Annotated in this window: 21 protein-coding genes; 14 read left to right on the top strand and 7 right to left on the bottom strand. The window is 70.4% G+C overall.

The features are described from left to right. The 3 genes from ACGFJ2_RS40080 to eccB all read right to left on the bottom strand — a co-directional run bounded on the left by ACGFJ2_RS40080 (position 1) and on the right by eccB (position 3,328). Entirely contained in the window at positions 1-1,452 is a 1,452-nt protein-coding gene (locus tag ACGFJ2_RS40080; protein WP_357948753.1) for a hypothetical protein, read from the bottom strand. Then, a complete protein-coding gene (locus ACGFJ2_RS40075) occupies positions 1,449-1,793 on the bottom strand; it encodes a hypothetical protein (protein ID WP_357948756.1) in 345 nt (114 codons plus the stop codon). The genes ACGFJ2_RS40080 and ACGFJ2_RS40075 overlap by 4 nt, the downstream gene beginning before the upstream one ends. A 104-nt stretch (positions 1,794-1,897) precedes the next feature. Beyond that, complete coding sequence (gene eccB, locus ACGFJ2_RS40070; RefSeq protein WP_357948758.1) at positions 1,898-3,328, bottom strand: type VII secretion protein EccB; 1,431 nt, start codon at positions 3,326-3,328, stop codon at positions 1,898-1,900. Between the two features lie 131 nt (positions 3,329-3,459). On the opposite strand from eccB, the gene ACGFJ2_RS40065 reads away from it, so the two are divergent. Next, the gene (locus ACGFJ2_RS40065; protein ID WP_357948761.1) at positions 3,460-3,873 is read left to right on the top strand and encodes a hypothetical protein; all 414 of its coding nucleotides are present in this window, start codon (positions 3,460-3,462) and stop codon (positions 3,871-3,873) included. An 8-nt stretch (positions 3,874-3,881) separates the two neighbouring features. Further along, positions 3,882-5,255 (top strand): hypothetical protein, encoded by a 1,374-nt coding sequence (locus tag ACGFJ2_RS40060; protein WP_393477495.1) that lies wholly within the window; start codon positions 3,882-3,884, stop codon positions 5,253-5,255. Here ACGFJ2_RS40060 and ACGFJ2_RS40055 read toward each other — a convergent pair. From ACGFJ2_RS40055 to ACGFJ2_RS40045, 3 genes are all read right to left on the bottom strand, one after another. Continuing rightward, the gene (locus tag ACGFJ2_RS40055; protein ID WP_393477493.1) at positions 5,236-6,438 is read right to left on the bottom strand and encodes a Cmx/CmrA family chloramphenicol efflux MFS transporter; all 1,203 of its coding nucleotides are present in this window, start codon (positions 6,436-6,438) and stop codon (positions 5,236-5,238) included. The two genes, ACGFJ2_RS40060 and ACGFJ2_RS40055, sit on opposite strands and share 20 nt — an antisense overlap. Before the next feature lie 416 nt (positions 6,439-6,854). Further along, on the bottom strand, positions 6,855-7,430 hold the full coding sequence (locus ACGFJ2_RS40050) for a TetR/AcrR family transcriptional regulator (RefSeq protein WP_393477490.1): 576 nt from the start codon (positions 7,428-7,430) through the stop codon (positions 6,855-6,857). Between the two features lie 482 nt (positions 7,431-7,912). Then, positions 7,913-13,012: an FtsK/SpoIIIE domain-containing protein gene (locus ACGFJ2_RS40045; protein WP_393477487.1), complete on the bottom strand. Its 5,100-nt coding sequence runs from the start codon at positions 13,010-13,012 to the stop codon at positions 7,913-7,915. A 453-nt stretch (positions 13,013-13,465) separates the two neighbouring features. On the opposite strand from ACGFJ2_RS40045, the gene ACGFJ2_RS40040 reads away from it, so the two are divergent. From ACGFJ2_RS40040 to ACGFJ2_RS39985, 12 genes are all read left to right on the top strand, one after another. Further along, positions 13,466-14,131, top strand: coding sequence for a hypothetical protein (locus tag ACGFJ2_RS40040; protein ID WP_357948774.1), 666 nt, complete (start codon positions 13,466-13,468; stop codon positions 14,129-14,131). Between the two features lies 1 nt (position 14,132). Beyond that, a complete protein-coding gene (locus ACGFJ2_RS40035; RefSeq protein ID WP_357948777.1) occupies positions 14,133-14,849 on the top strand; it encodes a hypothetical protein in 717 nt (238 codons plus the stop codon). Positions 14,850-14,934: 85 nt separating this feature from the next. Continuing rightward, entirely contained in the window at positions 14,935-16,233 is a 1,299-nt protein-coding gene (locus tag ACGFJ2_RS40030; RefSeq protein ID WP_358179701.1) for an ATPase, T2SS/T4P/T4SS family, read from the top strand. Further along, a complete protein-coding gene (locus tag ACGFJ2_RS40025) occupies positions 16,230-17,072 on the top strand; it encodes a type II secretion system F family protein (RefSeq protein ID WP_393477483.1) in 843 nt (280 codons plus the stop codon). Before ACGFJ2_RS40030 ends, ACGFJ2_RS40025 begins: the two co-directional genes overlap by 4 nt. 66 nt (positions 17,073-17,138) lie before the next feature. Then, positions 17,139-18,059: a type II secretion system F family protein gene (locus tag ACGFJ2_RS40020; RefSeq protein WP_358548539.1), complete on the top strand. Its 921-nt coding sequence runs from the start codon at positions 17,139-17,141 to the stop codon at positions 18,057-18,059. Continuing rightward, a complete protein-coding gene (locus tag ACGFJ2_RS40015; protein WP_357948787.1) occupies positions 18,059-18,280 on the top strand; it encodes a hypothetical protein in 222 nt (73 codons plus the stop codon). Before ACGFJ2_RS40020 ends, ACGFJ2_RS40015 begins: the two co-directional genes overlap by 1 nt. 89 nt (positions 18,281-18,369) lie before the next feature. Further along, positions 18,370-18,762, top strand: coding sequence for a TadE/TadG family type IV pilus assembly protein (locus ACGFJ2_RS40010; protein WP_357948790.1), 393 nt, complete (start codon positions 18,370-18,372; stop codon positions 18,760-18,762). Continuing rightward, positions 18,759-19,202, top strand: coding sequence for a TadE/TadG family type IV pilus assembly protein (locus ACGFJ2_RS40005; protein ID WP_393477479.1), 444 nt, complete (start codon positions 18,759-18,761; stop codon positions 19,200-19,202). The genes ACGFJ2_RS40010 and ACGFJ2_RS40005 overlap by 4 nt, the downstream gene beginning before the upstream one ends. A gap of 20 nt (positions 19,203-19,222) precedes the next feature. Next, complete coding sequence (locus tag ACGFJ2_RS40000; RefSeq protein ID WP_357948794.1) at positions 19,223-19,654, top strand: flp pilus-assembly TadE/G-like family protein; 432 nt, start codon at positions 19,223-19,225, stop codon at positions 19,652-19,654. Positions 19,655-19,729: 75 nt separating this feature from the next. After that, a complete protein-coding gene (locus ACGFJ2_RS39995; RefSeq protein ID WP_393477476.1) occupies positions 19,730-22,426 on the top strand; it encodes a BTAD domain-containing putative transcriptional regulator in 2,697 nt (898 codons plus the stop codon). After that, positions 22,423-23,013 (top strand): hypothetical protein, encoded by a 591-nt coding sequence (locus ACGFJ2_RS39990; protein ID WP_393477473.1) that lies wholly within the window; start codon positions 22,423-22,425, stop codon positions 23,011-23,013. The genes ACGFJ2_RS39995 and ACGFJ2_RS39990 overlap by 4 nt, the downstream gene beginning before the upstream one ends. After that, positions 23,013-23,942 carry a hypothetical protein gene (locus tag ACGFJ2_RS39985; RefSeq protein ID WP_357948801.1) on the top strand — a complete coding sequence of 310 codons (930 nt, stop codon included), beginning with the start codon at positions 23,013-23,015 and terminating at the stop codon, positions 23,940-23,942. The genes ACGFJ2_RS39990 and ACGFJ2_RS39985 overlap by 1 nt, the downstream gene beginning before the upstream one ends. 8 nt (positions 23,943-23,950) lie before the next feature. On the opposite strand, the gene ACGFJ2_RS39980 is transcribed toward ACGFJ2_RS39985, so the two are convergent. Beyond that, a complete protein-coding gene (locus ACGFJ2_RS39980; protein ID WP_357948803.1) occupies positions 23,951-24,382 on the bottom strand; it encodes a MarR family transcriptional regulator in 432 nt (143 codons plus the stop codon). Between the last annotated feature and the right edge of the window lie 5 nt (positions 24,383-24,387).

The raw sequence follows: 24,387 nt of genomic DNA, 5'->3' as shown, positions 1-24,387 counted from the left end.
TCACTCGTCCAGCGGGATCCGCAGCACCTGGCCGGGCCTCAGCTTGCGCGGGTCGTCACCGATGATGTCCCTGTTGGCGTTGTAGATCTCCGGCCACCGGTTCGGGTCCCCGTACACCTTCTTGGCGATGTCGGCCAGCGAGCCGTTGTCGACCGGCCAATAGCCGACCTTCGCCGTGCCGACCCGCGCGGGCGGAGTCGCGTGGCCGTTGGCGACGGGCACATCCGACTTGGGCAGGTCGCCGTAGTCCGGGTTGGTGGCCAGGGACCGCCACACGCGGAAAGCGGAGGTGGGGATAGCGCCCCAGAGCTGCTTGTGGAAGTTGCCCGGCTTCCCCGCGATCTTGGCTCCGGGCAGCTTGTGCTTGACCTGCTCGTACGCCCAGTTCCGCATCGCGACGAAACCGCCGAAGGCCATGCCGGACTCTCCGACGGCGGCGCCGGACTTGGTCAGGGTCGCCGCCCAACTCGCCGCCGATTCGCCCTGAACGAATCCCTTGCCGAAGAAACCGGACATGGGGGCGAAGGTGCCCGCCAGCGTGGCGCCCGCGCTGATGCGGGCCGCCTGGGTGAAGGTCATGGGGCTGAGGTTGAAGATGCTGTGGCCGCTGATGCCCTGGCCCGCCATCTGCGTGCCGATGACTCCGCCGTACACGCTGCCGGAGGTCTTGGCGTACGTCTTGAAGCTCGCCGCGCCGAACTTCTCGGCGTAGGCCGAGTACTTCTTGAACTTCGCGACCGTCAGTTCCGTCTTCGTCATGGCCGTGGCGGTACGTGTCGCGCTGCCGAGCTTGGCCACCCACTTCAGCCGGCCGACCACGGGCAGGACTCTCAGGGCGCCGGCGCAGACCCTGAGGACGGACGCGAACCTGGTGAGGACCTGGGCCGCCAGCAGCACGATCTTCGTCGTCCGCATGTAGGCGGCCCCCGCGGCCAGCCAGCCGCCCCACATGCCGGCCGCCCACCGAAGGGCATAGAAGGCGACGTACCAGATGATCGCCGTCTTGAGCAGCTCGATGATGGCCTTCCTGGTGTGGGCGGCCGATTCGGCGACCATTCTCAGGATGTTGGCGATCTCCGTGCAGCTCTTTATGAGCGCGACGCGGTTGTCGTGCCTGAGTACGAGGCCCCAGACCTTCCTGAAGTCGTCGGCGGCCTTGCCCTTCCACTCCTTCACGATCTTGTCGACGTAGCCGTCGTGCTGGCCATGGGCGCGCGCGTCAAGGACCTCGAACACCTTGTTCAGGTTGGTGGCGAGGTTGTCGTGCGCCGCGGCGGCGGCCTTGAGGCGTCCTTCGGTCTCATCACCGCCGATGAGCGTGGGGAGCGCGCGCCACATGGACCTGATGGTGTCGAGCAGTGGGGCGGGGTTGAGCAGCGAGCCCCAGTTGATCTCGAAGTGCCAGGCCGTCCAGTCCCATTCGAGCGGGTTGATGCTGCCGTGTTGGCTCATCTGGTGCCTCCGACGTCGCTGGCCTGGTGAGCGGCCTTGTAGTTGTACGCCGAGACCTCAAGGGCCGTGGCGATGAACTCCAGGGCATCGGCCAGGTCGCCGAGGTAGCCGTAGACGGACTCGTACCGCTTGTCCTTATGCTCGTTCTCCGCGGTGCCGTCGACGTACGCGGCGCCCAGCTCGTCGGCGCCGGGCGCGAGGCCGAAGTCGCTCTTGTGCAGCTTCGCGGGCCCGAAGGCGATCATGGCGTTGCGGACGATCGGGGCCTGCTGGGCGCAGGTCTCCATGGCCTTCTTCAGGTCCGGCGGTATGACCTCATATCCATCGGCCTTGTCCCCCATGAGCCCCCCAGGTATCACAAAGTACTAACTGCACCTTTGATACTAATGTTTACAAGTATTTGCGTCTAGGAAACCCCCTGTTTACGAGCAGGTTGGGCTCCTGTTCAGGAGCCCGTCGGGCGGATGGCCGGGGTGTCCGAGACCGGCGTCCTGGCGGCCGCCGGGTCGAGCGTCGGTCCTTCGGGGATCAGGCGCAGGAGGTGGGCGGGCAGCGGGGCCACGTTCGAGGCGTCGTAGCCCAGCTTGGTCAGCACGTCGGGCGTGGCCAGCCGGTACTTCTTCCCCTGGTCGGTGACCAGGTAGAACTGCTGCACGTTGGAGAGCTGGTTCTCGCCGGGCAGCAGCCCCGCCAGGGCCGCCGCGCCCGGGGGCAGCATCACCTGGTCGAACCGCTCCGGGTTGCCGCTCGACCCCGGCGTCGGGATGTCGATCCGGCTCCCGACCGTGAGCGTGCCCTTCACGGATCCCTTCACGGTGTTGGCGTAGACCATGCACAGCGGTGCCGAGCCGGCGGGCACCTGGAAACGCGGCATCGTCGCCGGCATGCCGCCGCCGGTGATCCGCTGGGCCGAGACTTTCGCCGCGTTGGCGTTCGCCGCGTCGATCAGGATCTCCCGTACGTGCTGCTTGCCGTACGCCGTCTGGCTGGCCGGATCCTGGATCAGCAGCGTGGCCTGCGTCTGGGTGATCGGCGCGAGGCCGTCCGCGAGCATGACGTACCAGCGCGCGGGCGCCCCCGCGACCGCCGCGACCTTGAAGACCTGCCCGACCTTGAACGTCGTGCCGCCGGGGCCGTGGATGTTGCGGCCGCGCTGGGGGATCGGCGGCGCGGCGAAGTCCGATCCCTCGGCGATGGCGTTGATCCACGAGATCGGCACCCGCCGGGGCGTCTGGTCGGTGAGCCGGTCCACGTTCCGCACGGCCATGCGCTGGTTGCCCCAGAGCGCCCAGTTCTGCCGTCCGTCGCTGACGATTAGCGCGTCGTTCCCGGCGGGTCTGCCGCCGACGTCGGTCCCGCCCACCAGCGTCACGTACGACCTGCGCCCCCCTGAGGGGTCCGTCGCCTCCACCACGCAGGCGGACCAGGGCGACTTGATGAGCCGCTCGGGCTTGGGCAGCGAGTCGGGAGCACCCACGATGCCCACCTGCCCGCCGCGCGCGAACCCGGCCAGCGACTCCGCGGACACCGTCTTGACCTTGATGGCGTCGCTGTCCAGCAGGAGTCGGGCCGAGACATAGTTGGCCACGGGCAGCAGCCGGCCGGTCTGCTGGCTGTAGACGTAGGCGGCGCCGGTCTCCTCCTCGACGATGAGCTGACCGGCGTCCCTCAGGTTGGTCGCCCCGCCCGGTTTGAGCATGCCCCAGATGCCGAAACCCGCGATGATGAGAACGCCGACCATGATCCCGGCGAACGTCGCCACGTTGTGCCGCCGCATCGGCGACTCGGGCAGGTCTGGCTCGCCCTGCAACAGGGCCATACCCAGGCGCTGGGTCATGAGCCGATGTGCCTGGTAGAGATCCTTGCGGGTCTGCATGCCACTCCGTTTCGGTCCGGCCTGAGGACAGCATAGGAGCATGAAAGCGGCGGGGGGTTATGTCCCAAATGGGGCATGAGATCGTGATATACGAGTAAAGTTTGTGGCCAGTGGTGTTCGGGGAGGTTGCTGTGTCAGATCCCGATAAGTTGAGTCCGCCGCCGGCCCAGGGCTGGCGTCTGGAGTCGGATTGGGCCGGGCTCGATCCCGAGCGCGAGGGCGTCACGTACAGCGCCAGCAAGCTCAAGAAGCTCGCCGAGCAGCTCACCGAGGAATTCGCCAAGTTCGCCGGGGACAAGCCCGGGTCCGTCAACGACCTGGACATGAAGGCCAACCTCGTCGGCATGAAGGTGGCCGTCGAGCAGATCAAGCGCTGGGAAGGCGGCCAGACCTTCGTCGCCACGCTCCAGAACGGTCACAAGGAATTCACCGAGGCATACCGCGAGGTCGCTGAGAAGACGCGGATCGCCATCGAGCTGATCAACGCGGGCGCGGGCAACTATGAGCGCGTCGACATCGCGCACATCGGCTCGAAGGACGTGTAGGAGCCCCCATGGCCGAGGACAAGCAGCTCAAGGTCCAGAAGAAGACGCACATGATCAAGACGTCGTGCCCGCCTCTTGAGGTGGACGACGACGGCAGGAGCGTCGCCGAGGTCAAGAACTTCGTCAAGTCCCTGGACGCGACGGCCGTCAAGCAGGCGGGCAACGCCTACCTCGACGCCTGCTCGACCCTGGCCGGCGCTCAGAAGGTCATCGAGCAGATCAACGTCGAGATGGCCAAGTGCTGGGACGGCAAGGCGTCGGTCGAGGCGCAGGAGGCCCTCCGGGTGTTGCACGCGACGGTCCGCGAGCTGTCGGACAAGCTCAACTGGATGGGCCGCCCGCTGCAGTCCCTCGGTGACAGGCTCGTCGAGCACCAGGAGTTCATGGACAAGTCGGGCTTGGCCTGGAGCGACAACACCTTCACCTTCGACGACTCCAGCCCCGGCTGGTATCGCACCATGGACAAAGGCGTCGAGTGGGGTTCCCAGGACGAACTCGCCGGCAAGCACCTGCGCCTCCTGAACGACGACCTCACGCTGACCTACCAGCAACTGCCGGACTCCTTCCACAAAGAGGTCCCCGACATCAAGGACCCCGCCGGCGTACCCCCTCCCGTCACGCCCCTGAACACGGACTTCTCCAACCCCGGGGGCCCGGGCAGCGGATCGGGAAACGGCTACAACGGCACCGGCGGCTACAACGGCACGGGTGACAACGGCAGCCTGGGCGACAACGGCGGCATCGGCTCTGACGGCTCGAACCGCAACGGCGTCGACACCCCCACCACACCCAGGCTGCCGACCGACACGCAGACCCCCGACCCGAACGGCAACGGCACCACGGACCCGACCAAGGGCGCCACGGACCCAGGGGCGACAGATCCGACAAAGGGTGCCAATGTCCCCACGGGCGGCGTCACGGACCCCACCAAGGGCATGACAGACCCGACGAAGGGCATGACAGACCCCACCAAGGGGCTGACCGATCCCACCAAGGGCCTGAACACCCCCACCTCCACCCAACTGGAGGACTTCCAGCGCCCCTCGGACTGGAACCCGACCAACACCCCCACCCCCACTTCCAACCCCACGAGCACCAGCCCCAACGCCAACTTCCCGAGCTCCCCGAACTCCTCCTCTCCTTCATCGGGTGGTCCCCTCACGAGCACCGGGGGCAGCGGCGGCATGGCCTCTGCCGTGCCGAACGCCCAGGCCGGGCTCAAGGCAGGCGCCGGGAACGGGATGGGCATGCCGTTCATGCCCATGGGCGGCGCCGGCGCCGGTGCCCAGGAGAGCACCAGTGAGGGCGGCACCTGGTTGACCGAGGACGACGACGTCTGGGGCGGCGAAACCGACGGCGTAGTCACCGACCGGATCGGCTGACGGCTTCGGGGGCGGCCGGGGCGCTCATACGCATCAGCCTCTTGTCCAGTACAGCGGACAGCCCCACGGTCCCGAGCGCGGCGACCCCAAGCCCGGCTCCGATCCAGGCCACCACCGGATACCCGAACCCCGCTCCGATCGCCAGGCCGCCCACCCACGGCCCCACAGTGATCCCGACGTTGAACGCCGAGAAGTTGGTGGCGGCGGCCAGCGTCGGAGCATCCTTGCCCACGGTGAACACCCGCGTGTTCAAGGCCGGATTCGTGGAAAACCCGAACGCCCCCAGCAGGAAGATCAGCCCGATGGCCACCCCCGGCGTCCCGGCGAACACTCCCAAACCTGCCGAGATAACAACAACTCCCGCTACACCCACGTACAGCGTCGTAAAAGGCCGCGCGTCAGCGTGACGACCACCCAGGCCGATGCCGATCAGCGACCCCACCCCGTACAACGCCAGCACCGCGGGAACCCACCCCGCCGCCAGTCCGGTGGTGTCGACGAGCATCGCGCCGAGATAGCTGAACGTGACCAGCACCGCGCCGGTCGCCAGCGCCGTCGTCCCATATGAGAGCCAGAGTCGCGAGTTGAGCATGTTCCGCAGCTCCTGCCCCAGTTGCGGCACGCTCCCCGGCTCGGGCCGCCCGCCGGGAATCGTGGCCGCCACTCCTACCGCCGCGAGGCCCGACAGCACCGTGACCGCCCAGAACGCCGCCCGCCACCCGAATTGCTGCCCGATGACCGTCCCCGCGGGCAGCCCCACGATGGTGGCCACGGTAAGTCCGCCCGCCACGATGCTCATGGCCTTGCCCCGCGCGCCCTCCGGGACGAGCCCCACGGCTGTCACCGCCGCCACCGCCCAGAAGCCCGCGTACACGAACGCTCCGACCACCCGCGTCCCGAACAGCACCCCGTAGCTCGGCGTCACCGCCCCCACGACATGCGTAAGGGCGAAGATCGCCAGAAACGTCAGCAACGCCGTACGACGCGGCCACCGCAAGGTCACCACGGCCAGCACCGGCGACCCCACCAGCATCCCGAGCGCGAACCCGGAGATCAGCAGCCCCGCTTGAGGAACGGATACCCCCAGGTCGGCCGCCATTTCGGGCAACAGCCCGGCGAGCAAGAGCTCGGAAGTGCCCTGGGCGAATATCGACAATCCCAGGATGTACACGGCCAACGGCATTGGAACTCCTCCTAGTTTTGGATAGAACAGTGCAAAATCAAGAGACGCGAAACGACGCATGCTCGTCTGGAGCGGTGAACCCTGTCCGGCCTGCTCATGTTCAGCCGCGCCAGCCTGCTCGCGTGGGCGCCGCGTAGAGCCGTCGGCGTGGGGCCACCCGCGGGGGGCCGCACCGGGCTGCTCGCGTGTGCCGTCCCGGGCTGCCCGCCCCGGCCTGCCCGCCTGGTCCTGCCCCTGCCCGCCCCGGCTTGCCCGCCTGAGGCTGCCCGGCCTGGGGCGACCCGCCTGGGGCTGCCCGCGTTGGGCCGTCCCGGGCTACGTCGGGCCGCATCCGGCTGCTCGCGCGCAGCTGCGTCAAGCTGCTCGCGTGGGGCGTGTCCCGGGGTGTCAGCTGCGCGAGTGGAGCGATCCGGGCGTCAGAAAAGCGCGTCGAGCGTGGTCTTCGCGACCGACTCCAGCGCTCCCCGATTCGACCCCCCGCGCGCCATCACCCGCATGCCACTGATCGCCGCGACCACGAAATGCGCCAGCGCGACCGGATCCTTACCGGCTTGCAACTCGCCACGGCTCTGTCCGAGCTCAAACGCCGCCCGGAGCGCCGCCAGCCGCCGCTCACCGTCCCGCCGAAGCTGCTCGGCCACCGCCGGATCTCGCGGCGCCAACTCCACCAGCGAGTTGACCACCAAACACCCGACCGGATCGCCAGTCTCAACATCGACGGCCTGCCACAACAGAGTCCGCACCTTCTCCCGAACCGGAAGATCGCCTTCGAGCAACTCCATCAGCCAGGCGGTCTTGCTGTCCATGTAGCGCCGCAGGGCCTGGTCGAACAGATCATGCTTGCTCTTGAACGTGTTGTAGATGCTGCTCCGCCCCAGTCCGGTGGCCTCACAGAGGTCCTGGGTCGAGGTCCCTTCGTAGCCCGCGCTCCAGAACGCCCGCATGGCCGCCTCGATCGCCCGCTCCTCCTCAAACTCCCTCGGTCGCGCCATACCGCGACGGTAGCACGTTTTGGACAGATCAGTGCAATATGGTCTCTGTACCCGCCCCCTCGCAAGTCCCCGAAGCGACTTGTCGTAAAGGAGGCTGTCGCCAAGTGCACGCGAGCGGTGTCAGCCCAGGTAGAAGGCGCTTGAAGGAGGGCCGGGCAGAGTGTGCGAGTAACGGGTTGTGTGGGGAGGGGCACCCTTGATGGCTATGGTGGGTTCGCCGTTCGGATCGTCGCGGCCGTACGCGACGTAACTCTGCGGACCCTCCTGGACTTCGCGTGAGCGGGGCCGGCGTTCCGTCGGGGGGTGGGGAGCGGCGGCGCCGGAGAGGATCAGCTTCGGCGGCGATGCGGGCGGTGGGCTCCTGGTCGTTTGTGGAGGCGGTGCCCTGCCGGATCACCGAGGTCCGGTTTGTTTGGTTCTATGGCGGGTCGAGGTCCGGTCCGCCTGGCTCTACGGCAGGTCGAGGTCCAATCCGCCTGGCTCTACGGCGGGCCGGTGTCCGAGATGGCCGCTTGGATGGGGGTCGTGTTGCCCATGGTGATCAGCAGGCCGCGTCCCGGTGGGCCTCCGACGGCGCCGCGCGGCAGGCGGACCGTGAACAGGTCGCCGTCGGCCGGGCTCTGTACCGACAGGAGCACGCCGGTGCGCGACTTGCGGGTTTCGGCGACGAAGCCGCGGTAGGCCGTCGCCAGGTCGCCTGTCGCGCCCGCGATGATGAGGCCGTGGTCTCCGTCTCGGCCTGATCGGAGGACCTCTTCCAGGACCGTCCCGAGAGGGGAGTCCGGGTTGATCAGCTCGGCGTCGTCCACGATCACCACGTAGCGTTCGCGGTCGGCGAGCAACTCCTGTAGGCCCGCTCCGTCGCCGCCGAGGATGGCGAGGGCGCCCTCCAGCGTACGTAGGGGGCTACGCCGGGGAGCGATGGCGATGACCGGCGTGCCGTACGAGATGAGCGACCTGGCGGCCGTGACCAGCACCGAGGAGCGACCGGAGCGGGCCGGTCCGGCGACGACGGCGCCGGGGCCGTGGGCGAGGAGATCCAGGCCCATCGGAGCCAGGGCGTCGCCGCCTGCGCCGATCAGGGCCCACAGCGGCGAGGGATGGGTGAAGTTCGGCTCCAGGTCCATGGCCTGGCCGGCGGTGATGCGCATGGGAAGCGCGTCGACCCGAAGCGGGGGCTCGCCCTCCCAGAGCCACGCGCCGCGTCCCAGCCGAGTCGACCGACCTTTTCCGGCCGATTCCTCTGGCAGGTCGCCCCGGAAGCCGTCACCTGACGTGCCGCCCGAGGTGCCGCTTGACGCGCCGTCTGGGGCGCCCACCAGGGCTCCGCGGTGGATTGTCGCAGATGTCGCAGAGGAGGTCGCAGTGGGCTGGGGGGTGGCTCTCCCGGGTGCCGACGTGGACGCGTACGTCGGGACGCTGCGGAGCGGGGCCGCGGCCCGGGCGAGGGACTGGAGGGCGGCTACCTGGGCTGGGCCCGACGGGTCGTGGGTCAGGAGGGCGATCTGGCTCTCGATGATGCCGTGTTCGCCGATCGAGAGGGCGCGGCCGGCGGGCATCGAGGCGGGCAGGCCCTTCATCGGCAGGCCGGCCAGCCCGTAGTCGGCCGGGTCCGCCAGGCGGAGAAGGAGGCGGTCATCGAAGACCGTGGAGACCTGGCCGAGCAGACACGAACGGTCACCCGTCACCACCGCCCGCAGCCCCACCGCCGGACCCTCTCTGAGGAGTTGCAGGAGCGACTCCGTGAGGCGGCCGTAGTCGTAGCCCTCGAAGGCCGCCACGTAGCCCTCCCAGCGGTCGACCATGAGCACCAGCCAGGGGAGGCGGTGGCCCGCCTGGCGGTATTCGGCCAGTGAGGCGTGTCCGGCCTCGGCGAGCAGTTGCTGGCGGCGGCCCACCTCGGCGCGGAGGCGGGACAGCAGACGTTCGACGCGGTCGAGCTGGTCGCGGGTGACGACCGCGCCACAGTGCGGCATGGCCATCAGCGGGAGCAGCGCGCCCGATCCGCAGTCGATGGCGTGCAGGTGGACGTCGGCAGGGGAGGCTTGTGCGGCGATGGCGCCCGCGATCGTCCGTAGCGCGGTGGATCTGCCGCTGCGGGCCGCTCCCGCGATGAGCAGATGGCCGCCTTGGGCCAGGTCCAGCGCGAGCGGGCGCCGATCCTGCGCCCAGGGCCGATCGATCATCCCGAAGGCCAGCGGACCGACTTCGGCGAATGTCCCCGATCCGGTGTTCGTCGCCGATCCGGAGAAGGTCGGCGACCCGGCAAGCGGTCCAGTCATCAAGGCAGTGGTGACCTCGTCGAGGGTCACGGCCGAGGGCAGCGGCTCCAGCCAAGGGCTTGGTTGCTCTGGTACGCCGGTCAGGCGCGCGGCCTCGATGAGCGCGTCGGCGAGGACGGTGAGGTCGGTGATCGTCGACCCCTCCGGAGGCTCCGGGAGTGGCGGCAGCGCCCTGCCCAAGGACCGCCAGTCCACGTCGACCACTCGCAGCTGACCGCCCGCACCCGCCAAGCCGCCTGGGCCGAGCATCGCACTCGGACCGAGTGTCGCCCCCGCGCCCGTCGGGTCGGCTCTGAGCGAGGTGCTTGCCACCGGGCTCCTGCCTCCCACCCTGGCCGTCTGTACGGCCGCCGCCGCCCCCACCCCTGACTTCACGTAGCACCGGCCAGGCGTCGACTTGGAGATGTGCGCCGCGTCCGGCAGGTCGATGACGTCGGAGGACTCGGCGGGCTCGGTGACCCGCAGCGCGATCCGCAGCGAGGTGTTGGCCTGGATGTCGGCCGTGACCACGCCCGCCGGCCGTTGGGTGGCCAGGATCAGGTGGATGCCCAGCGAACGGCCCCTGCGGGCGATGTCGACCAGACCGTTGACGAAGTCGGGCAGCTCGGCCACCAAGGCGGCGAACTCGTCGATGATCAGCACCAGCCGGGGCAGCGGCTCGCCGGTGTAGTCGTCGATGTCCTTGGCGCCCGCGGCCAGCAGCAGGCGTTCGCGGCGCCGGATCTCGGCGGCCAGGGAGTCGAGGGCCCGCTGCGTCAGGTGGCCGTCCAGGTCGCTGACCATGCCGACCGTGTGCGGCAGCCGTACACACTCCTTGAATGCGGCCCCGCCCTTGTAGTCGACCAGCACGAACGTCAGCTGGTCCGGCCGGTTGGCCACCGCCAGCGAGCAGATGAGCGTCTGCAGCAGCTCCGACTTGCCCGCGCCCGTGGTGCCGGCGATCAGGCCGTGCGGACCGTCCACCCGCAGGTCGACGGAGAACGGGCCGTCGGGGCCGATGCCGATGACCGCCTTCGTGGAGCCGTGGCCGTGCCAGCGGGTGGCGAGGTCGTGGCCGGAGGGGGCGGGCAGGCGCAGGAGGTCGAGGAGACGGACCGCCTCGGGGAGGTAGCCGGCCGGGTCGTCCCTGCTCACGTCACGGATCGGGCCGAGCGCCCTGGCCACGCGGTCGCACCACGACGGTGAGACCAGGTCGGCCAGAACCGGGCCGATGACCTCCAGACCGCCGCCGAGTAGGCGCACCTGACCGTCGGCGGCGCACGCGGCGACGGTGGCGCACTCCTCGGGGAGCAGGCGCTGGTCGTCGTCGATGGCGAGGGTGAAGACGCCCGACCGGGGGCCCTGGCGCAGGATCTGCGGCATGCCGGGCAGGCCGCGCAGGACCTGGGCGCCGTCGAGCACGACCAGGACGTCGTAGGGGCGTACGTCATAGGAGGTCAGAGCCGGTGTCTCCGGGCCGCCCAGGTCGTCCCAGCCGGTGGGGATCTTGCCGAGTTCGGGGATGGCGGTGTTCTGGCGTTCGTCGATGAGGGCGGCCAGCTCGGCGACGCGGTGGGCGGCGGACTCCGGGTCGGTGCCGACCAGGGCCACGCAGTCCTCGCCGCCGCGCGGGGCACAGTGCGGCAGCCAGCGGACCCAGCCCCAGCGGTGCTCGCCGTCGGCGTGCGCGGACAGGACCACGATGGCCAGGTCACGGGGGCTGTGCAGGGTCGCCGCCTGGCCGATCAGCCAGCCGGCCAGGCCGGTCGCGGTGTCGCGCGGACCGGTGACGCCGGCCACGCCGAGCCTGCGCATGGCCAGGGCCACCGGCACGGACCGGCAGATCGGCGGGGAGATCGCGCCGCCCTTCTCCTCGGACAGCTCCAGGTTGGCCGGCAGGTCGGCCAGCCCGACCCTGAGCCGCAGCGCGTCGGGATCGTGGATGCGGCGCTCCCACAGCCGTCGGCGCGGGCCGGTGGCGGTGAGCAGCACCTGCGCCGGGTCGGGCGCGTCGGATCGGCGGATCAGCTCGTCCTCCGCCCTGGCCTGCTCGACCGCCAGTTCGTACGCCTCCAGCCGCTCCTTGTATTTCTTGGCGGCCTTCCTGTGCTGCTTCTTGCCGTGGCGGCGGTCGCTCCACCACTGCCCGATCATGATGAGGGGGGTCATCAGGGCGATGAGCAGGTAGTAGGGCTGGCGCATGACGTAGGCCAGCGTGACGCCCATCACCGCGGGCAGGAGCGCGGCCAGCAACTGCAGGCGCATCCCCTCGGCGCGGGTGGGCTCCAGGGGGCGTTCGAAGGTGCGCTCGGGCTCCGGCCTGCGCAGCCGCGGCGGCCGGTTGTAGGCGACGCCGCCCTCCGGGAGGGGCGCCAGGTGCGCGTCCTGCGGCTCGATCGCGGTCAGTGTGAACACCGAGGAGCCGCAGGTCAGAAGCGTGTGCTCGGCCCAGTCGGTAGCTTCGGTGAGTGGCTGGGCAGCCAGCTCGGGCGGCTCGTAGTGGACGGGCTCCGCCTCCGCCGCCTCGCGTTCGGCGACCCGGGCGGTGAGCTCGGCGACCTCGTCGGCCCACCGGCCCTTGAGCTTGAGTCGCTGCGCCTGCTGGGGCGCGCGGTGCCGGGCCGGCTCGACCGTGATCGTGTCGGGGGTCACGCGCAGGATGGCGGCCTCGGGGGCGAGGGACGGGTCGGCGACGGTCATCGCGCACATCGGGTCGGATCCGATGACGTGCACACCGAGGCCCAGGCGGTGTACGGCGCCCGCGGCCGGACCGCCCACCACCCGCACCTCGGCCACACCGCCGGGCTCCTGGATGATCGTGGCGCGGGCGAGATGGGCGTCGAGGGTGACCTTGTCGCCGTCGCGCAGCACCGCCCCGGCCAGGGAGCGCGGGTCGAGCGGCCGCCCGTTGCGCCAGAGCACGGCACCCGCCCGGCCGAACCCATCGCCCGACCTGCCAAGCCCGTCACCCAACCTGCCAAGCTCATCGCCCGACCTGTCGCCCCGATCCCGGATGGACGCGCCGCCGATGTCACGCCGATCAGCATTGCGGGCGCCTGGAACGTCAAATGGGTGGGGGGCGTCGAACCGGCTGGACTCGGACGAGCCGCCGGACTGGGTGTGCCGCGCCGAGGGGCGGGCGCCGGGCTCGGTAGCCGACATGCCGTAGGGGGCTCGCGCCCTGGGCAGACGGACGACCTCGGCCAGCGGCGCCTGACCGCTGAGGGCTTCACTCACCCTCGCCACCGTGGCGCCGTTGTCACCCTCGATCACAACGTCACGATCGCCTTGCTCGCCGAGCACGGTGAGCATGATCCGCATGTGCCGTCTCCTCGATCGGGCCTGGGCGCAAAGGTAACGCCAGAACAAAGGGTAGGTCCCGCGGTTGTCGGCAATGGCATGGATGGGCTGACCTGTGGATAACCGCGGACGGTAATTACGGCCTGTGGAAAGTGACTGATTTGGATGCCCATTTATGGCATGGTCGCCCATCGCGTGTTAAGGGAGGGAATGCTGTGAGAAAAGGGACGCAAGGGATCGCCCCACGTCAGCAACCTTCAGCTGCGAAAAAACCCCGCTCTGTCCCGCCATCGCCGCGCTTATCCCGAAAAACCACCCAGGTCAACTCACTGTAAACAATAGGCATTGATTATTTCTTGTTGACACCACGCCACCTGCGAAACGAGCATGGTTCCTCGCATTCCAGCCCCGCCCCCACCGGCGGGTGCACATAATGGCGTGAATTCGACAATTCACAATGGGAGCCCCCCACCCATGAGGACCAGTGAAAAGCCTGCCGTCAACACGGCGGGGTTGTCCGGCCCTGCCTCGCGCAAGCTCCCCGTGCCACCCCGCGAACGCAAACCCGCCCTGGCCGCTCTCGCCGTGCTCCTGATCCTCGGCGGCGCGCTCGCCACGACGCTGCTCGTGCTGCGCAGCGGCGACCGCGTCTCGGCGATCAGGGTCACCCAGCAGATCGGCGCCGGCCAGCAGTTCACCGCGGCCGCGCTCGAAGAGGTGCAGATCGCCAACACCGGTCTCGACTACGTCTCCTGGTCACAGCGGTTCGAGGTGGTGAAGAGCTTCGCGGCCGTCACGATCGTGCCCGGCACCCTGCTGACCCACAACATGGGCGTCAGGGCCAGTAGCGAGCTGGTGCCCGGCAAGGCCAAGGTGGGCCTCTCCCTGAAACCGGGGCAGTTCCCGGCGGGCCTGGAAAGAAGCCATCGGGTCCAGGTCGTGTACGTCCCCGGCCGCACCGACCAGGCGGAAAGCCGCGTACTCGCACAGAGCGCCCTCGTTGAGAGTGTCAGCGACGGAGGCAGAGCCGGCGGATCCATCCTGATCACCGTGATCGTCGACGCCCCGGCGGCGAAGACCATCGTCCAATACGCCTCCAGCGGTGAGATCGCCGTGGCCGACCTGCCCGGAGTAAGTTGACGTGGCGCTGATCGTACTGGCCGCCGACAAGGGCGCGCCTGGTGTGACCACTGCCGCGACGGCCCTCGCGGCGGTGTGGCCGCGTCCCGTACTCCTCGCCGAATGCGACCCCGCGGGCGGCGATCTCGCCTACCGGCTGCCCGCGGCCGACGGCGGCGTGCTCAACCCCGGCAAGGGCCTGCTCACGCTGGCCGCGACCGCCCGGCGCGGCCTGGAACCCGCGCAGATCCATCAGCACACCCAGAAGATCGTCGGCGGCCTCGACGTGCTGGCCGGGCTCACCCACGGCGAGCAGGCGGCCGGGCTCACCTGGCTGTGGGGTCCGCTGGGCAGGGCGCTGGCCGCCATCCCCAACGCCGACGTGATCGCCGACTGCGGCCGGCTCGGCGGCCATCCGCAGCTCGGCGACCTGATGGCGCAGGCCGAGCAGGTCGTGCTGCTCACCCGGGCGACTCTCGACCACGTCGCCCACCTGCGCGAACGCCTGTCCATCACCAAGGCCCACGGCGTCGCCGTGATCGCCGACCCGCGCAACTACCGTTCCTCGATCGACGACGTACGCAGGATCGTCGGTCCGAGCGTCAAGTTCGTCCACGGCCTCGCGCACGACCCCAAGGGCGCTGAGCTGCTGCGCGGCCAGTGGGGCGGGCGCCTCGACCGCTGTCTGCTCATCCGTACGGCGCGCGATCTCGCGGGACGGCTGGTGAGCAACCTATGAATTTCGGCATGGCATTCAACCTCGCGAGAGGTCCGCTACGTACAACCGGGAGTACGACACGCGTCCTCGCGAAAGTGAGCAGCCCGTGATCGATCACTCCCTGGTCAAGCGCTTCCGCCAAGAAGTCGGCGACCGCCTTGCCCACCAGCGCCGCCTCGACCAGGTCAACGGCCTGGTCTCGATGACCGGCGAAGACGAGCGCCAGTTCGCCAGGGCGCTGATCTCCCAGGTCCTGGAGGAGCACGCGCGCAGCGAGATCGGCCTGGGCCGCACTCCTCCCACGGTCGAGGAAGAGGAGGCGCTAGCGGCCGGGATCCACGCCGCGCTGTTCGGGGTGGGCCGCCTCCAGCCGCTGCTCGACGACACCGAGGTCGAGAACATCGACATCAACGGCTGCGACCGCGTCTTCGTCAGCTACGCCGACGGCCAGGAGCTCATGCAGGAGCCGGTCGCCGAGTCCGATGACGAGCTCATCGAGCTGATCCAGATCCTGGCGGCCTACTCGGGGCTGTCGAGCAGGCCGTTCGACACCGCCAACCCGCAGCTCGACCTGCGCCTGCCCGACGGATCGCGGCTGAGTGCCGTCATGGACGTCACGCTCAGGCCGGCCGTCTCGATCCGCCGCGCCCGTCTGGGCAAGGTGTTCATGTCGGATCTGGTGGGCAACGGCACGTTGAGCCCGGAGGTGGGCAGGTTCCTCAGCGCGGTGGTCGGCGCCCGCAAGAACATCATGATCGCCGGTTCCACGAACGCCGGTAAGACGACCCTGCTCAGAGCCCTGGCCAACGAGATCCAGCCGCACGAGCGCCTGATCACCGTCGAACGCGCCCTGGAGCTCGGCCTCGACCAGTTCCCCGAGCTCCACCCCAACGTCGTCGCCTTCGAGCAGCGCCTGCCCAACTCCGAGGGCCAAGGCGAGATCACCATGGCCGAGCTGGTCAGGAGGTCGCTCCGGATGAACCCCAGCCGGGTGATCGTCGGCGAGGTGCTCGGCGACGAGATCGTCACGATGCTCAACGCGATGACCCAGGGCAACGACGGCTCCCTGTCCACCATCCACGCCAACTCCAGCATGGAGGTGTTCAACCGCATCTCCACCTACGCCCTGCAGGCCCGCGAGCGGCTGCCGATCGACGCCACCCACATGCTCATCGCGGGCGCGATCGACTTCGTGGTCTTCGTCGAGAAGCGCAACGACTACAGCCGCGGCGGCACGTTGCGGCGCTACGTCTCCAGCATCCGCGAGGTCAACGGCTGCGACGGCCGCGTCCTGTCGAGCGAGGTGTTCATCCCGGGCCCCGACGGCACCGCCCTGCCCCACGCCCCCGTCTCCTGCCTGGAGGAGCTCGCCGCCCACGGATACAACCCCGGAGGCTGGCTGTGATCGACCTCGATCCCCTCGCCCTGCTCGCCGGCGCGCTCGTCGGCGGCGGGCTGTTCCTGTTCTTCCTCTCCCTGTACGGCATGCGCGTCCGGCCCGCCCGCCCCAAGCGCGAGCTGCTCAAGACGTTCACCACCCGCACCGCGATCGCCGCGGTGGCCGCCACCCTGGTGCTGGTCGTGACCGGCTGGGCGGTCGCGGCGGTGGGCACGGTGCTGCTGGTGTTCGCCTGGCGCGGCCTGTCGGGCGGCGCCGCCGAGGAACGAGCCGCGATGCGCCGCCTCGAAGGGCTGGCCGCCTGGACGGAGTCGCTGCGTGACACGATCGCCGGCGCGGCCGGGCTCGAACAGGCCATCCCGTCGTCGATCAGGGCCGCCGCGCCCACGCTCAAACCGCACCTGCGCGCCCTGGTCGACCGCCTCCACACCCGCATGGCGCTGCCGGAGGCGCTCGCGCTCTTCGCCGACGAGCTCGACGACCCCTCGGCCGACCTGGTGGTGGCCGCGCTGATACTCAACTCCAAGCTGCGCGGCCCCGGCCTGCGCGACGTGCTCGGGGCGCTGGCGGTGTCCGCCCGCGAGGAGCTCGACATGCGCCGCCGCGTCGAGGCCGAACGCCGGGCCACCAGGCGCAGCGTCCAGATCGTGGTGATCACCGCGCTGGTCTTCGCCGGGCTGCTCGTCGTCTTCAACCCCTCCTACGTCAGCGAATACCGCGGCCTCCTCGGCCAGGCCGTGCTGGCGGTCGTGGCGGGGCTGTTCGGCGCCGGATTCGCCTGGATGCGGCGCCTCGCCCGGTTCGACAAGCCCACCCGCCTGCTCGTAGGAGGCGGTCATGGATAGCAAGCCCACCCGCCTGCTCGTCGGAGACGGTCATGGATAGGGCGGCAACGGAGAGAGGGGGCGGTCATGGTTGAGGGTGTGCTGGCCGGCTGCGTGCTGGGCCTCGGCCTGTTCCTGCTGCTCCGGGCGCTGTTCCCGGCCCGCCCCGGCCTCGTGTCGCGGCTGCTGGCGATCGAGGCCGTTCGCGAGGACGCCGACGCGCCGCGCATCCAGCTCGCCCTGCCCGATGAGGAGGTCTCCGCCTTCCGCCGCGGCCTGGGCGTCCGGCTGGCCCGCCTCTACCACGCGCGAGGGTGGGAGGTCCGGTCGGTCAAGGCCGACCTGGCGCTGGTCGGGCGGTCGTTCGAGGGCTACCTGGCCACGAAGGCGCTGCTCGCGTCGGCCGGGCTGCTGGCGTTCCCGGTGCTGCTCGGCTGGCTGGTGCTGATGGAGTGGGGCACGTCCCTGACCATCCCGTTCTGGTCGGCCGTACTCGTGTCGCTGGTCTTCTTCTTCCTGCCCGACGTTCAGGTACGGCGTGACGCGGCGGCGAAGCGGCGCGACTTCCGGCACGTCGTCGGCGCCTTCCTCGACCTGGTCTCGATGAACCTCGCGGGCGGCCGCGGCGTGCCCGAGGCGCTGATGATGGCGGTCTCGGTCAGCGGTGACCAGCCCAACTGGGCGATGTCGCGCATCCGCGAGGCGCTGGCCGGCGCCAGGATCGTCGGCATCACCCCCTGGCAGGCGCTCGGCCAGCTCGGCGAGGAGATCAACGTCGACGAGCTGCGCGACCTGTCCGCCGCGCTCGGCCTGGTCGCCGACGACGGCGCCAAGGTACGTGCCTCCCTGACCGCGAGGGCCGCCACGCTGCGCCGCCGCGAGCTGGCCGAGATCGAGGGCCGCGCCGGTGAGCGCTCCCAGTCGATGCTCGTCGCCCAGCTGCTGCTCTGCGCGGGCTTCGTGATCTTTCTCAGTTATCCCGCCGCTATGAAGATGTTGGGGTCCTAATGAATCATCCCTGGGTCATCTACCTGCAGGCATGCCTCAGCGTGCGTATCCAGCGCGCCCGCACCGCCCCCAGCCGGGGCGCCTCGGCGGTCGAGTGGGTGATCATCTCCGCGATCATCGCCGGCGTCGCCCTCGGCCTGGCCACGCTGATCAAGCAGCTGGTCGAGGGGAAGCAGAGCGAGCTCCAAACCAGCTTCGGCCAGACCGGCGGGCGCACGTGACAGGTGCCCGGCGCCCGCGCGGACAACCTCGGCGACCAAGCCGACCTCCGGGGCGGCGCCGCCGGGCACGACGCGACCGCGGCGCCTCCGTGATCGAGCTCGCCCTGCTGATGCCGGTCATCCTGGCGGCCGTGCTGCTCATCGTGCAGGTGGCGCTCTGGTTCCACGGCCGTCAGGTGGCCGAGGCGGCCGCCAAGGAAGGCGCCAGGGTGGCCCGGTCGGCCCCCTTCGACTCGGGCGACTGGGAGGGTGCGGCCTCGACCAAGGCCACCGACATCGTCCGGGCCATCGGACCCCGCCTGCTCTCGAACGCCGCGGTCACGACCGCGGAGAAGGAGCCCGACGAGCGCTTCGTCACCGTGACCGGCAGCGCCGTACAGGTCATCCCGCTCCTGCCGGAGCTCACGTTCACGATCACGGCCACCTCGGGCGGTCCCGTCGAGTGCTTCCGCCCGGACGACGGGGGTGACGACTGCGGATGAACCAGAACCGGCTGCGGACGAGCCAGAACCGGCTGCGGACGAGCCAGAACCGGTGGCGTGAGCGCGGCTCGATGGCCGTGGAGACGGTCATGCTGGCGCCCATCTTCCTGCTGTTCCTGATGTTCCTGGCGGGGGCGGGCCGGCTGGTCGAGGCGCAGGGCGAGGTCAACGGCGCGGCACGGGACGCGGCGCGGGCCGCCTCAGTGCGGCGGTCGTTCGGCGACGCGGGCGACGCGGCCGACAGGAGCGTCAAGGCCGCGCTCGACGGGCGATGCCAGAGCCCGGCGGTGTCCCTCGCCGGCTCCAAGTGGGAGGAGGGCGGCCAGGTGCAGGCCGAGGTCACCTGCGAGCTGGACCTGAGCTTCCTGGGGTTCTCCGGCACCAAACGGATGACCGGCACCTCGGTGGTGCCCCTGGAACAGTTCAGGAGGACCGAATGAGCCGCGGTGTTTCTGGAGCGATGCAAGAGGGCCGAACGAGCCGCCGCGACCGCGGGACGATGTCGGTCTTCACCGTGCTGTTCTCCGTGGCGGTGTTCCTGCTGGCGGGGCTGCTCGTCGACGGCGGCGGGGCGATCAACGCGCGGCTGCGGGCCGCCGACGTAGCCGAGCAGGCCGCGCGGGCGGGCGCCGACCAGATCGACGCCGACCACCTCCACGAGACGGGCGAGATCCGGCTGCTCGGCGACGGCCAGGTGTGCGACCGGGCCGACGAGGTGATCGCGGCGGCGGGCAGCGCCGACGTGACCAGAGGCACGTGCACCGTCGCGCAGGGACAGGACGGCGTGACCGTCTCCGTGAAGGTGCGGTGGACGGCCTTCTTCCTGCAGGCCATCGGCTTCCCCGGCACCGAGATGGAGGGCGAGGCCACGGCCGGGCCACAGGCCAGGTGAGCCAGACCGATTCCGCTCACTCGATGGATCAGAACACCACCACGCAGGACCCTGAACACGGAGAAGGGAGAGGCGATGCCGACGCGAGACCCAGCGCGTCCAGCGGGCCGGCCGCACGGGCCCGGGCAGGCGCCCGTGCGCATCCCGGCCAGGCGGAGCGTGGGCGACGTGCTGGCCGGCCTCGGCGCGCTCGCGGTGCTCGTGGCGATCGTCGGCGGTGTGCCGTACGCGCTGCTCACGTTCGTCGGGCCGCCGATCTCTCCCGAACTGCTCGATCTCGACGTGCTCAACAGCCGCGTGGGGCCGAGCACGATCATGGCCGTCCTGGTGCTGTTCGTGTGGCTGGCCTGGCTGCAGTTCTTCTCGTGCGTGATCGTCGAGGTCTACGCGGGCGTACGCAGGGTGGGCATGCCCGCCAGGGTGCCGCTTTCGGGCGGGTCCCAGGCGCTGGCCAACAAGCTCGTCTCGGCCGTACTGGTGCTGTTCACCGCCGGGGCCATGGTCGTGCCCATCATCAAGCTGGCGGCGCCGCCGCCCACCGCGCCGCCCATGACGACGGTCGCCTACTCCGCGCCGATCGTGGAGCAGCCGGTGCGGGCGCAGGCCACCAAGAAGGTGTACGTGGTCCAGCCGCCCCACGGCCGGCACCACGAGAGCCTGTGGGAGATCGCCGAGAAGTGCCTGGGCGACGGGCGCCGATATCCGGAGATCTACCGGCTCAACCAGCACAAGGAGCAGCCCGACGGCACCCGCCTGCGGATGGCCGACCTGATCAGGCCGGGCTGGGTGCTCGACATGCCCGACGACGCGCGCCACGCGCACGTCGTACCCGTGAACCAGGCGCGGGCCCAGACGCTGAAGCAGCACCCGGCGGGGTCGCACGGCGAACACCGGCGAGTCGCCGACGAGGCGCGCCAGACCTCCAGCGTCAAGCAGGGCCCGGCGCACGCGCGACACGAGACCGGAGCCGAGCAGCCCGTGGTGCAGAGCCCAGGAGTCGACCTGACCGACTACCTGGCCGCCGCGTCGCTGGCCGCGGCCGGTCTGCTGGTCGTGCTGGCCAGGCGGCGGCGTGAGCAGCTGTGGCGGCGCGCGTTCGGCCGCCGCATCGTCCGGCCGCGCGACGACGCGGCCAAGGCCGAGGTCGCGCTGAGGCTGGGCGCCGACGCGCCGGGCACGCGCATCCTCGACATCGGGCTCAGGCTGCTCGGCGCGGAGCTGGCCACGCAGGGCCGCACGCCGCCGACCGTCTACGCAGCTCACCTGTCGCCACGCAACCTCGACCTGTGGATCCACCCGCCTGACGGCGACGCGCCCGCGCCGTGGATCGCCCAGGACGGCGGCCAGGTGTGGCGGCTGGCCGCGCATGAGGGCCGCCTGCTGGAGGAGCAGCCCGGCGGCGCCCCGTACCCCGGACTGGTCTCGCTCGGCGCCGACGAGAGCGGCCGGGTGCTGATCGACCTGGAGGCGGCGCAGGGCCTGATCAACATCCGTGGCCCGCAGACCACCGCGGCGCTCGCGGCGCTGGCCGTGGAGCTGGCGACCAACCGCTGGTCCGACCGGATGCGCATCACGCTCGTCGGCTTCGGCGACGAGCTGACGGCGATCGCGCCCGACCGGATCCGGGCCGTGGGCAGCCTGGCCGAGGTGCTGCCCGAGCTGGAGGCCACCGCCGCCCCGCGCCAGGAGGTGCTCACCGGGCGCGTCACCGGCAGCCCGCGCGACGCCCACTACCTGCTGTCCGCCGTGGCCCCCACCCATGAGGAGGCGCGCCGCCTGGCGCTGCTCGCCCGCAAGGACACCGCCGGATACGTGGTGACGGGCGACGTGCCGCACGCCACCTGGACCCTGGAGATCACCGAGGACGGCAAGGCGAAGATCGCGGAGCTGGGCTTCGAGGTGACCGCGCAACTGCTGCCGCGCCGCCACTACCAGGCGCTGATCGATCTCTTCCGTACGGCGGAGCAGCTCGACGGCGAGGCGGTGCCAGAGGCGGAGCCGCTGGAGGAGCTGGCGCCACCCGCGGTGGAGATCAGGATGCTCGGCCCCATCGAGATCGTCGGCCGCGACCCGCTCGAAGAGGGGCGGATGGCGCTGGCCACCGAGCTGCTGGTCTACCTGGCCACGCATCCCGGTGGCGTGCACCCCGTCGTGCTGGGCGGCGTCCTGTGGCCGCGTGGCGTGCAACCCATGGTCAGGGACGCCACGATCGCCAGGGTCGTCGACTGGCTGGGCCGCGAGCACCTGCACGTCGACGAGGCGGGCAGGCTGCGGCTGGGACCCGCGGTACGCACCGACTGGGCGCTCTTCCGCGAGCTGGTCCGCCGCTCGCACGGCGATCCCACGGCGCGGACCGTACTCCTGGAGAAGGCGCTCGTCCTGGTCAGAGGCCCGCTGCTGAGCGGGCGGCCGCCCGGGAGATACGCGTGGCTGGCGGGTGACGACCTTGAGTACGACGTCGCCGCCGGGGTCGCCGACGCCGCCCACCGGCTGTGCGAGCTGCGGCTGGCGCACGGCGAGCCGGACGCCGCGGTCGCGGCCGTACGCGCGGCCCTGCTGCTGGCCACCGACGACGAGGGGCTCTGGCGCGACCTGCTGCGGGCCACGCACGCCACCGGGGACGTGCTGCGGCTCCGGACGGTCGTCGAGGGGCTGACCAGGCGCTCGTCCTCCCACCCCTATGGCGGCGGGATGGCGCCCGAGACCGAGGCGCTGATCGACGAGCTGCTGCCGTCGTGGCGCATCCACATGGTGAGGGAGTCGACGGCATGAGGCGGATGGCGGTAATGCTGGCGCTCCTGCTCGCGGCGGGCTGCGGCCCGCCCGAGCGGCCGTACACCCCCGGCGACGTGGCGGCCCCCGTCACCGGCGAGACCACCGCGGCGCCCGCTCCCACGTCCACCCAGGGCAAGACGGTCGATGTCGGCGACGAGCTGAAGGTCAAGGTGGAGAAGGGGCCGTCGGCCAGTGCGCTGCAACGGCTCTTCGCCGACTACTACGTGGAGCGGTGGAAGGCGGTCGTCACCGGCGACACCGGCTACCTGCGTCATGTCGAGCCGTCTGTGATTCCGCAGGCCGGCGAATGGGTACGCGGGTTCGCCGACCGGCAGGAGTCGGCGCGCGGCGTCGCGCGTCTCTCCAGACTGCGGATCACGTCGGTCATGGGCAAGGGCGCCCAGGTCGACACCTGCGTGGACGAGCGGGGCGTACGCCTCGTCTCCACGCCCACCGGCAAGGCGGTCGCGCCCCAGCCCGACTGGGTGCGCGCTCCTTACCTCCAAACCGTGCTCGCGCATCGCGGCGACGACGGTGTGTGGCGGATCAGGGAATTCCGCCAGGACAAAGAAGGGTGCAGCTGATGAATCCCCTGATCCCGGTGCTCATGGCAGGGTCGCTCCTGCTGGCCACGCCCACGCCCGGCCCCCAATCCACCACGGACGTCAGGACCGGCCAGCAGGGCAGAACCGCGTCCGTCAAGCTCACGCACTCCGGCATCGTGGTCAGCGGCGACGTGGGCAAGGGTGGCAAGAGCGACGGCTATCGGATCAAACGGCCCTGCTGGTATGAGCCGGGGCTCAGCGCCGACGAGATGCTCAAGTTCCAGACGGACTCGAAGACCCAGTTCGCCAGGGTGAAGGCCGACGAGGACAGTTTCAATAAGTTCGTCCAGCAGTTCAAGGACAAGAAGGGGCAACCGGGGAACTGGTGGACGCCCGCCTACGACGCGTCCGACCCCAACGGCGCCACCTGCTGGGCCGGGCTGGAACTGTTCGTCTTCGTACCGCCGAACCAGACGCCGCCCTCCGGCATCACCATCGCGCAGCTGGCCGAGATCGCGCGCGCAGCGATCACCGTGCCCCAGCCGACGGTCAAGCTGAGCCCGGATGCCAAGAGCTTCGTCAACCTGCCGACGTTCGTGTGGCTCGAAGGCATCGGTCAGCCGCGGCGTACGGCGACCGCGACGCTGCCCGGCGTCATGAGCGCGACCGTGGTCGCCACTCTCCAGGACATCAAGATCGACGCGGGCACCGGCAAGGACCGGGCCGAGGTGCGTGAGCAGTGCGGGGCCACCGGCAAGCCGTACGCCAAGGGCGCCCCGTTCACCTGCGGCGTGCAGTATCTGCGCTCGTCGATCGACCAGCCGCGCCAGGTCTACCAGCTGACCGTGACGACCGTGTGGCCGGTGACGGTGGCGGGCCAGGCGGTGCCGGTCCAGTTCGCGCCGGTCGAGGTGGGAGTGACCCGCGACGTGCCGGTGGGTGAGGTGCAGAGCAACGTCAAACCGTAGATGGTGCCTCAGGCGATGACGGCGGCGAGCGGGGCGAGCTCCGGCAGCTCCGCCGCCTCCGCCAGCACCTCCTTGAGCACGGTGTCGTGGGTGGGGCTCGCCTGGGCGAGCAGCTCGCGGCCGGCCGGGGTGACCTCGGTGTAGATGCCCCTGCGATCGTCATCGCACAGGTAGCGGGACAGCAGCCCACGGTTCTCCAGCCGCGTCACCAGGCGGGTGGTGGCGCTCTGGCTCAGCACGACCGCGCGGGCGAGCTGCTGCATGCGCATGTGCCAGCCGTCCTGGCGGCCCAGCACGTCGAGCACGGTGTACTCGCTCACGCTCAGCTCGTGCTCCTTCTGCAGGGCCCGCTCCAGCCGGTCCTCGATTCTGGCGTGCAGCGCGGCGAGCGTGCGCCAGCCCTGGGCGCGCGCCTCGACGGCGTCATCGGCTAGCGGCATGTGAC

Origin of the sequence: Nonomuraea sp. NPDC049028, assembly GCF_043197735.1 — a bacterium.
GTDB lineage: Bacteria > Actinomycetota > Actinomycetes > Streptosporangiales > Streptosporangiaceae > Nonomuraea.
The sequence above is the reverse complement of the archived record's forward strand: the minus strand, read 5'-3'. Positions and strand labels throughout refer to the sequence as shown.

Excerpts from the sequence above, each read along its gene's own strand:
- ACGFJ2_RS40080 (WP_357948753.1), bottom strand. The coding sequence starts at position 1,452 with ATGAGCCAACACGGCAGCATCAACCCGCTCGAATGGGACTGGACGGCC.
- ACGFJ2_RS40075 (WP_357948756.1), bottom strand. The coding sequence starts at position 1,793 with ATGGGGGACAAGGCCGATGGATATGAGGTCATACCGCCGGACCTGAAG.
- eccB (WP_357948758.1), bottom strand. The coding sequence starts at position 3,328 with ATGCAGACCCGCAAGGATCTCTACCAGGCACATCGGCTCATGACCCAG.
- ACGFJ2_RS40060 (WP_393477495.1), top strand. The coding sequence starts at position 3,882 with ATGGCCGAGGACAAGCAGCTCAAGGTCCAGAAGAAGACGCACATGATC.
- ACGFJ2_RS40055 (WP_393477493.1), bottom strand. The coding sequence starts at position 6,438 with ATGCCGTTGGCCGTGTACATCCTGGGATTGTCGATATTCGCCCAGGGC.
- ACGFJ2_RS40050 (WP_393477490.1), bottom strand. The coding sequence starts at position 7,430 with ATGGCGCGACCGAGGGAGTTTGAGGAGGAGCGGGCGATCGAGGCGGCC.
- ACGFJ2_RS40045 (WP_393477487.1), bottom strand. The coding sequence starts at position 13,012 with ATGCGGATCATGCTCACCGTGCTCGGCGAGCAAGGCGATCGTGACGTT.
- ACGFJ2_RS40040 (WP_357948774.1), top strand. The coding sequence starts at position 13,466 with ATGAGGACCAGTGAAAAGCCTGCCGTCAACACGGCGGGGTTGTCCGGC.
- ACGFJ2_RS40020 (WP_358548539.1), top strand. The coding sequence starts at position 17,139 with ATGGTTGAGGGTGTGCTGGCCGGCTGCGTGCTGGGCCTCGGCCTGTTC.
- ACGFJ2_RS40015 (WP_357948787.1), top strand. The coding sequence starts at position 18,059 with ATGAATCATCCCTGGGTCATCTACCTGCAGGCATGCCTCAGCGTGCGT.
- ACGFJ2_RS40005 (WP_393477479.1), top strand. The coding sequence starts at position 18,759 with ATGAACCAGAACCGGCTGCGGACGAGCCAGAACCGGCTGCGGACGAGC.
- ACGFJ2_RS40000 (WP_357948794.1), top strand. The coding sequence starts at position 19,223 with ATGCAAGAGGGCCGAACGAGCCGCCGCGACCGCGGGACGATGTCGGTC.
- ACGFJ2_RS39995 (WP_393477476.1), top strand. The coding sequence starts at position 19,730 with ATGCCGACGCGAGACCCAGCGCGTCCAGCGGGCCGGCCGCACGGGCCC.
- ACGFJ2_RS39990 (WP_393477473.1), top strand. The coding sequence starts at position 22,423 with ATGAGGCGGATGGCGGTAATGCTGGCGCTCCTGCTCGCGGCGGGCTGC.
- ACGFJ2_RS39985 (WP_357948801.1), top strand. The coding sequence starts at position 23,013 with ATGAATCCCCTGATCCCGGTGCTCATGGCAGGGTCGCTCCTGCTGGCC.
- ACGFJ2_RS39980 (WP_357948803.1), bottom strand. The coding sequence starts at position 24,382 with ATGCCGCTAGCCGATGACGCCGTCGAGGCGCGCGCCCAGGGCTGGCGC.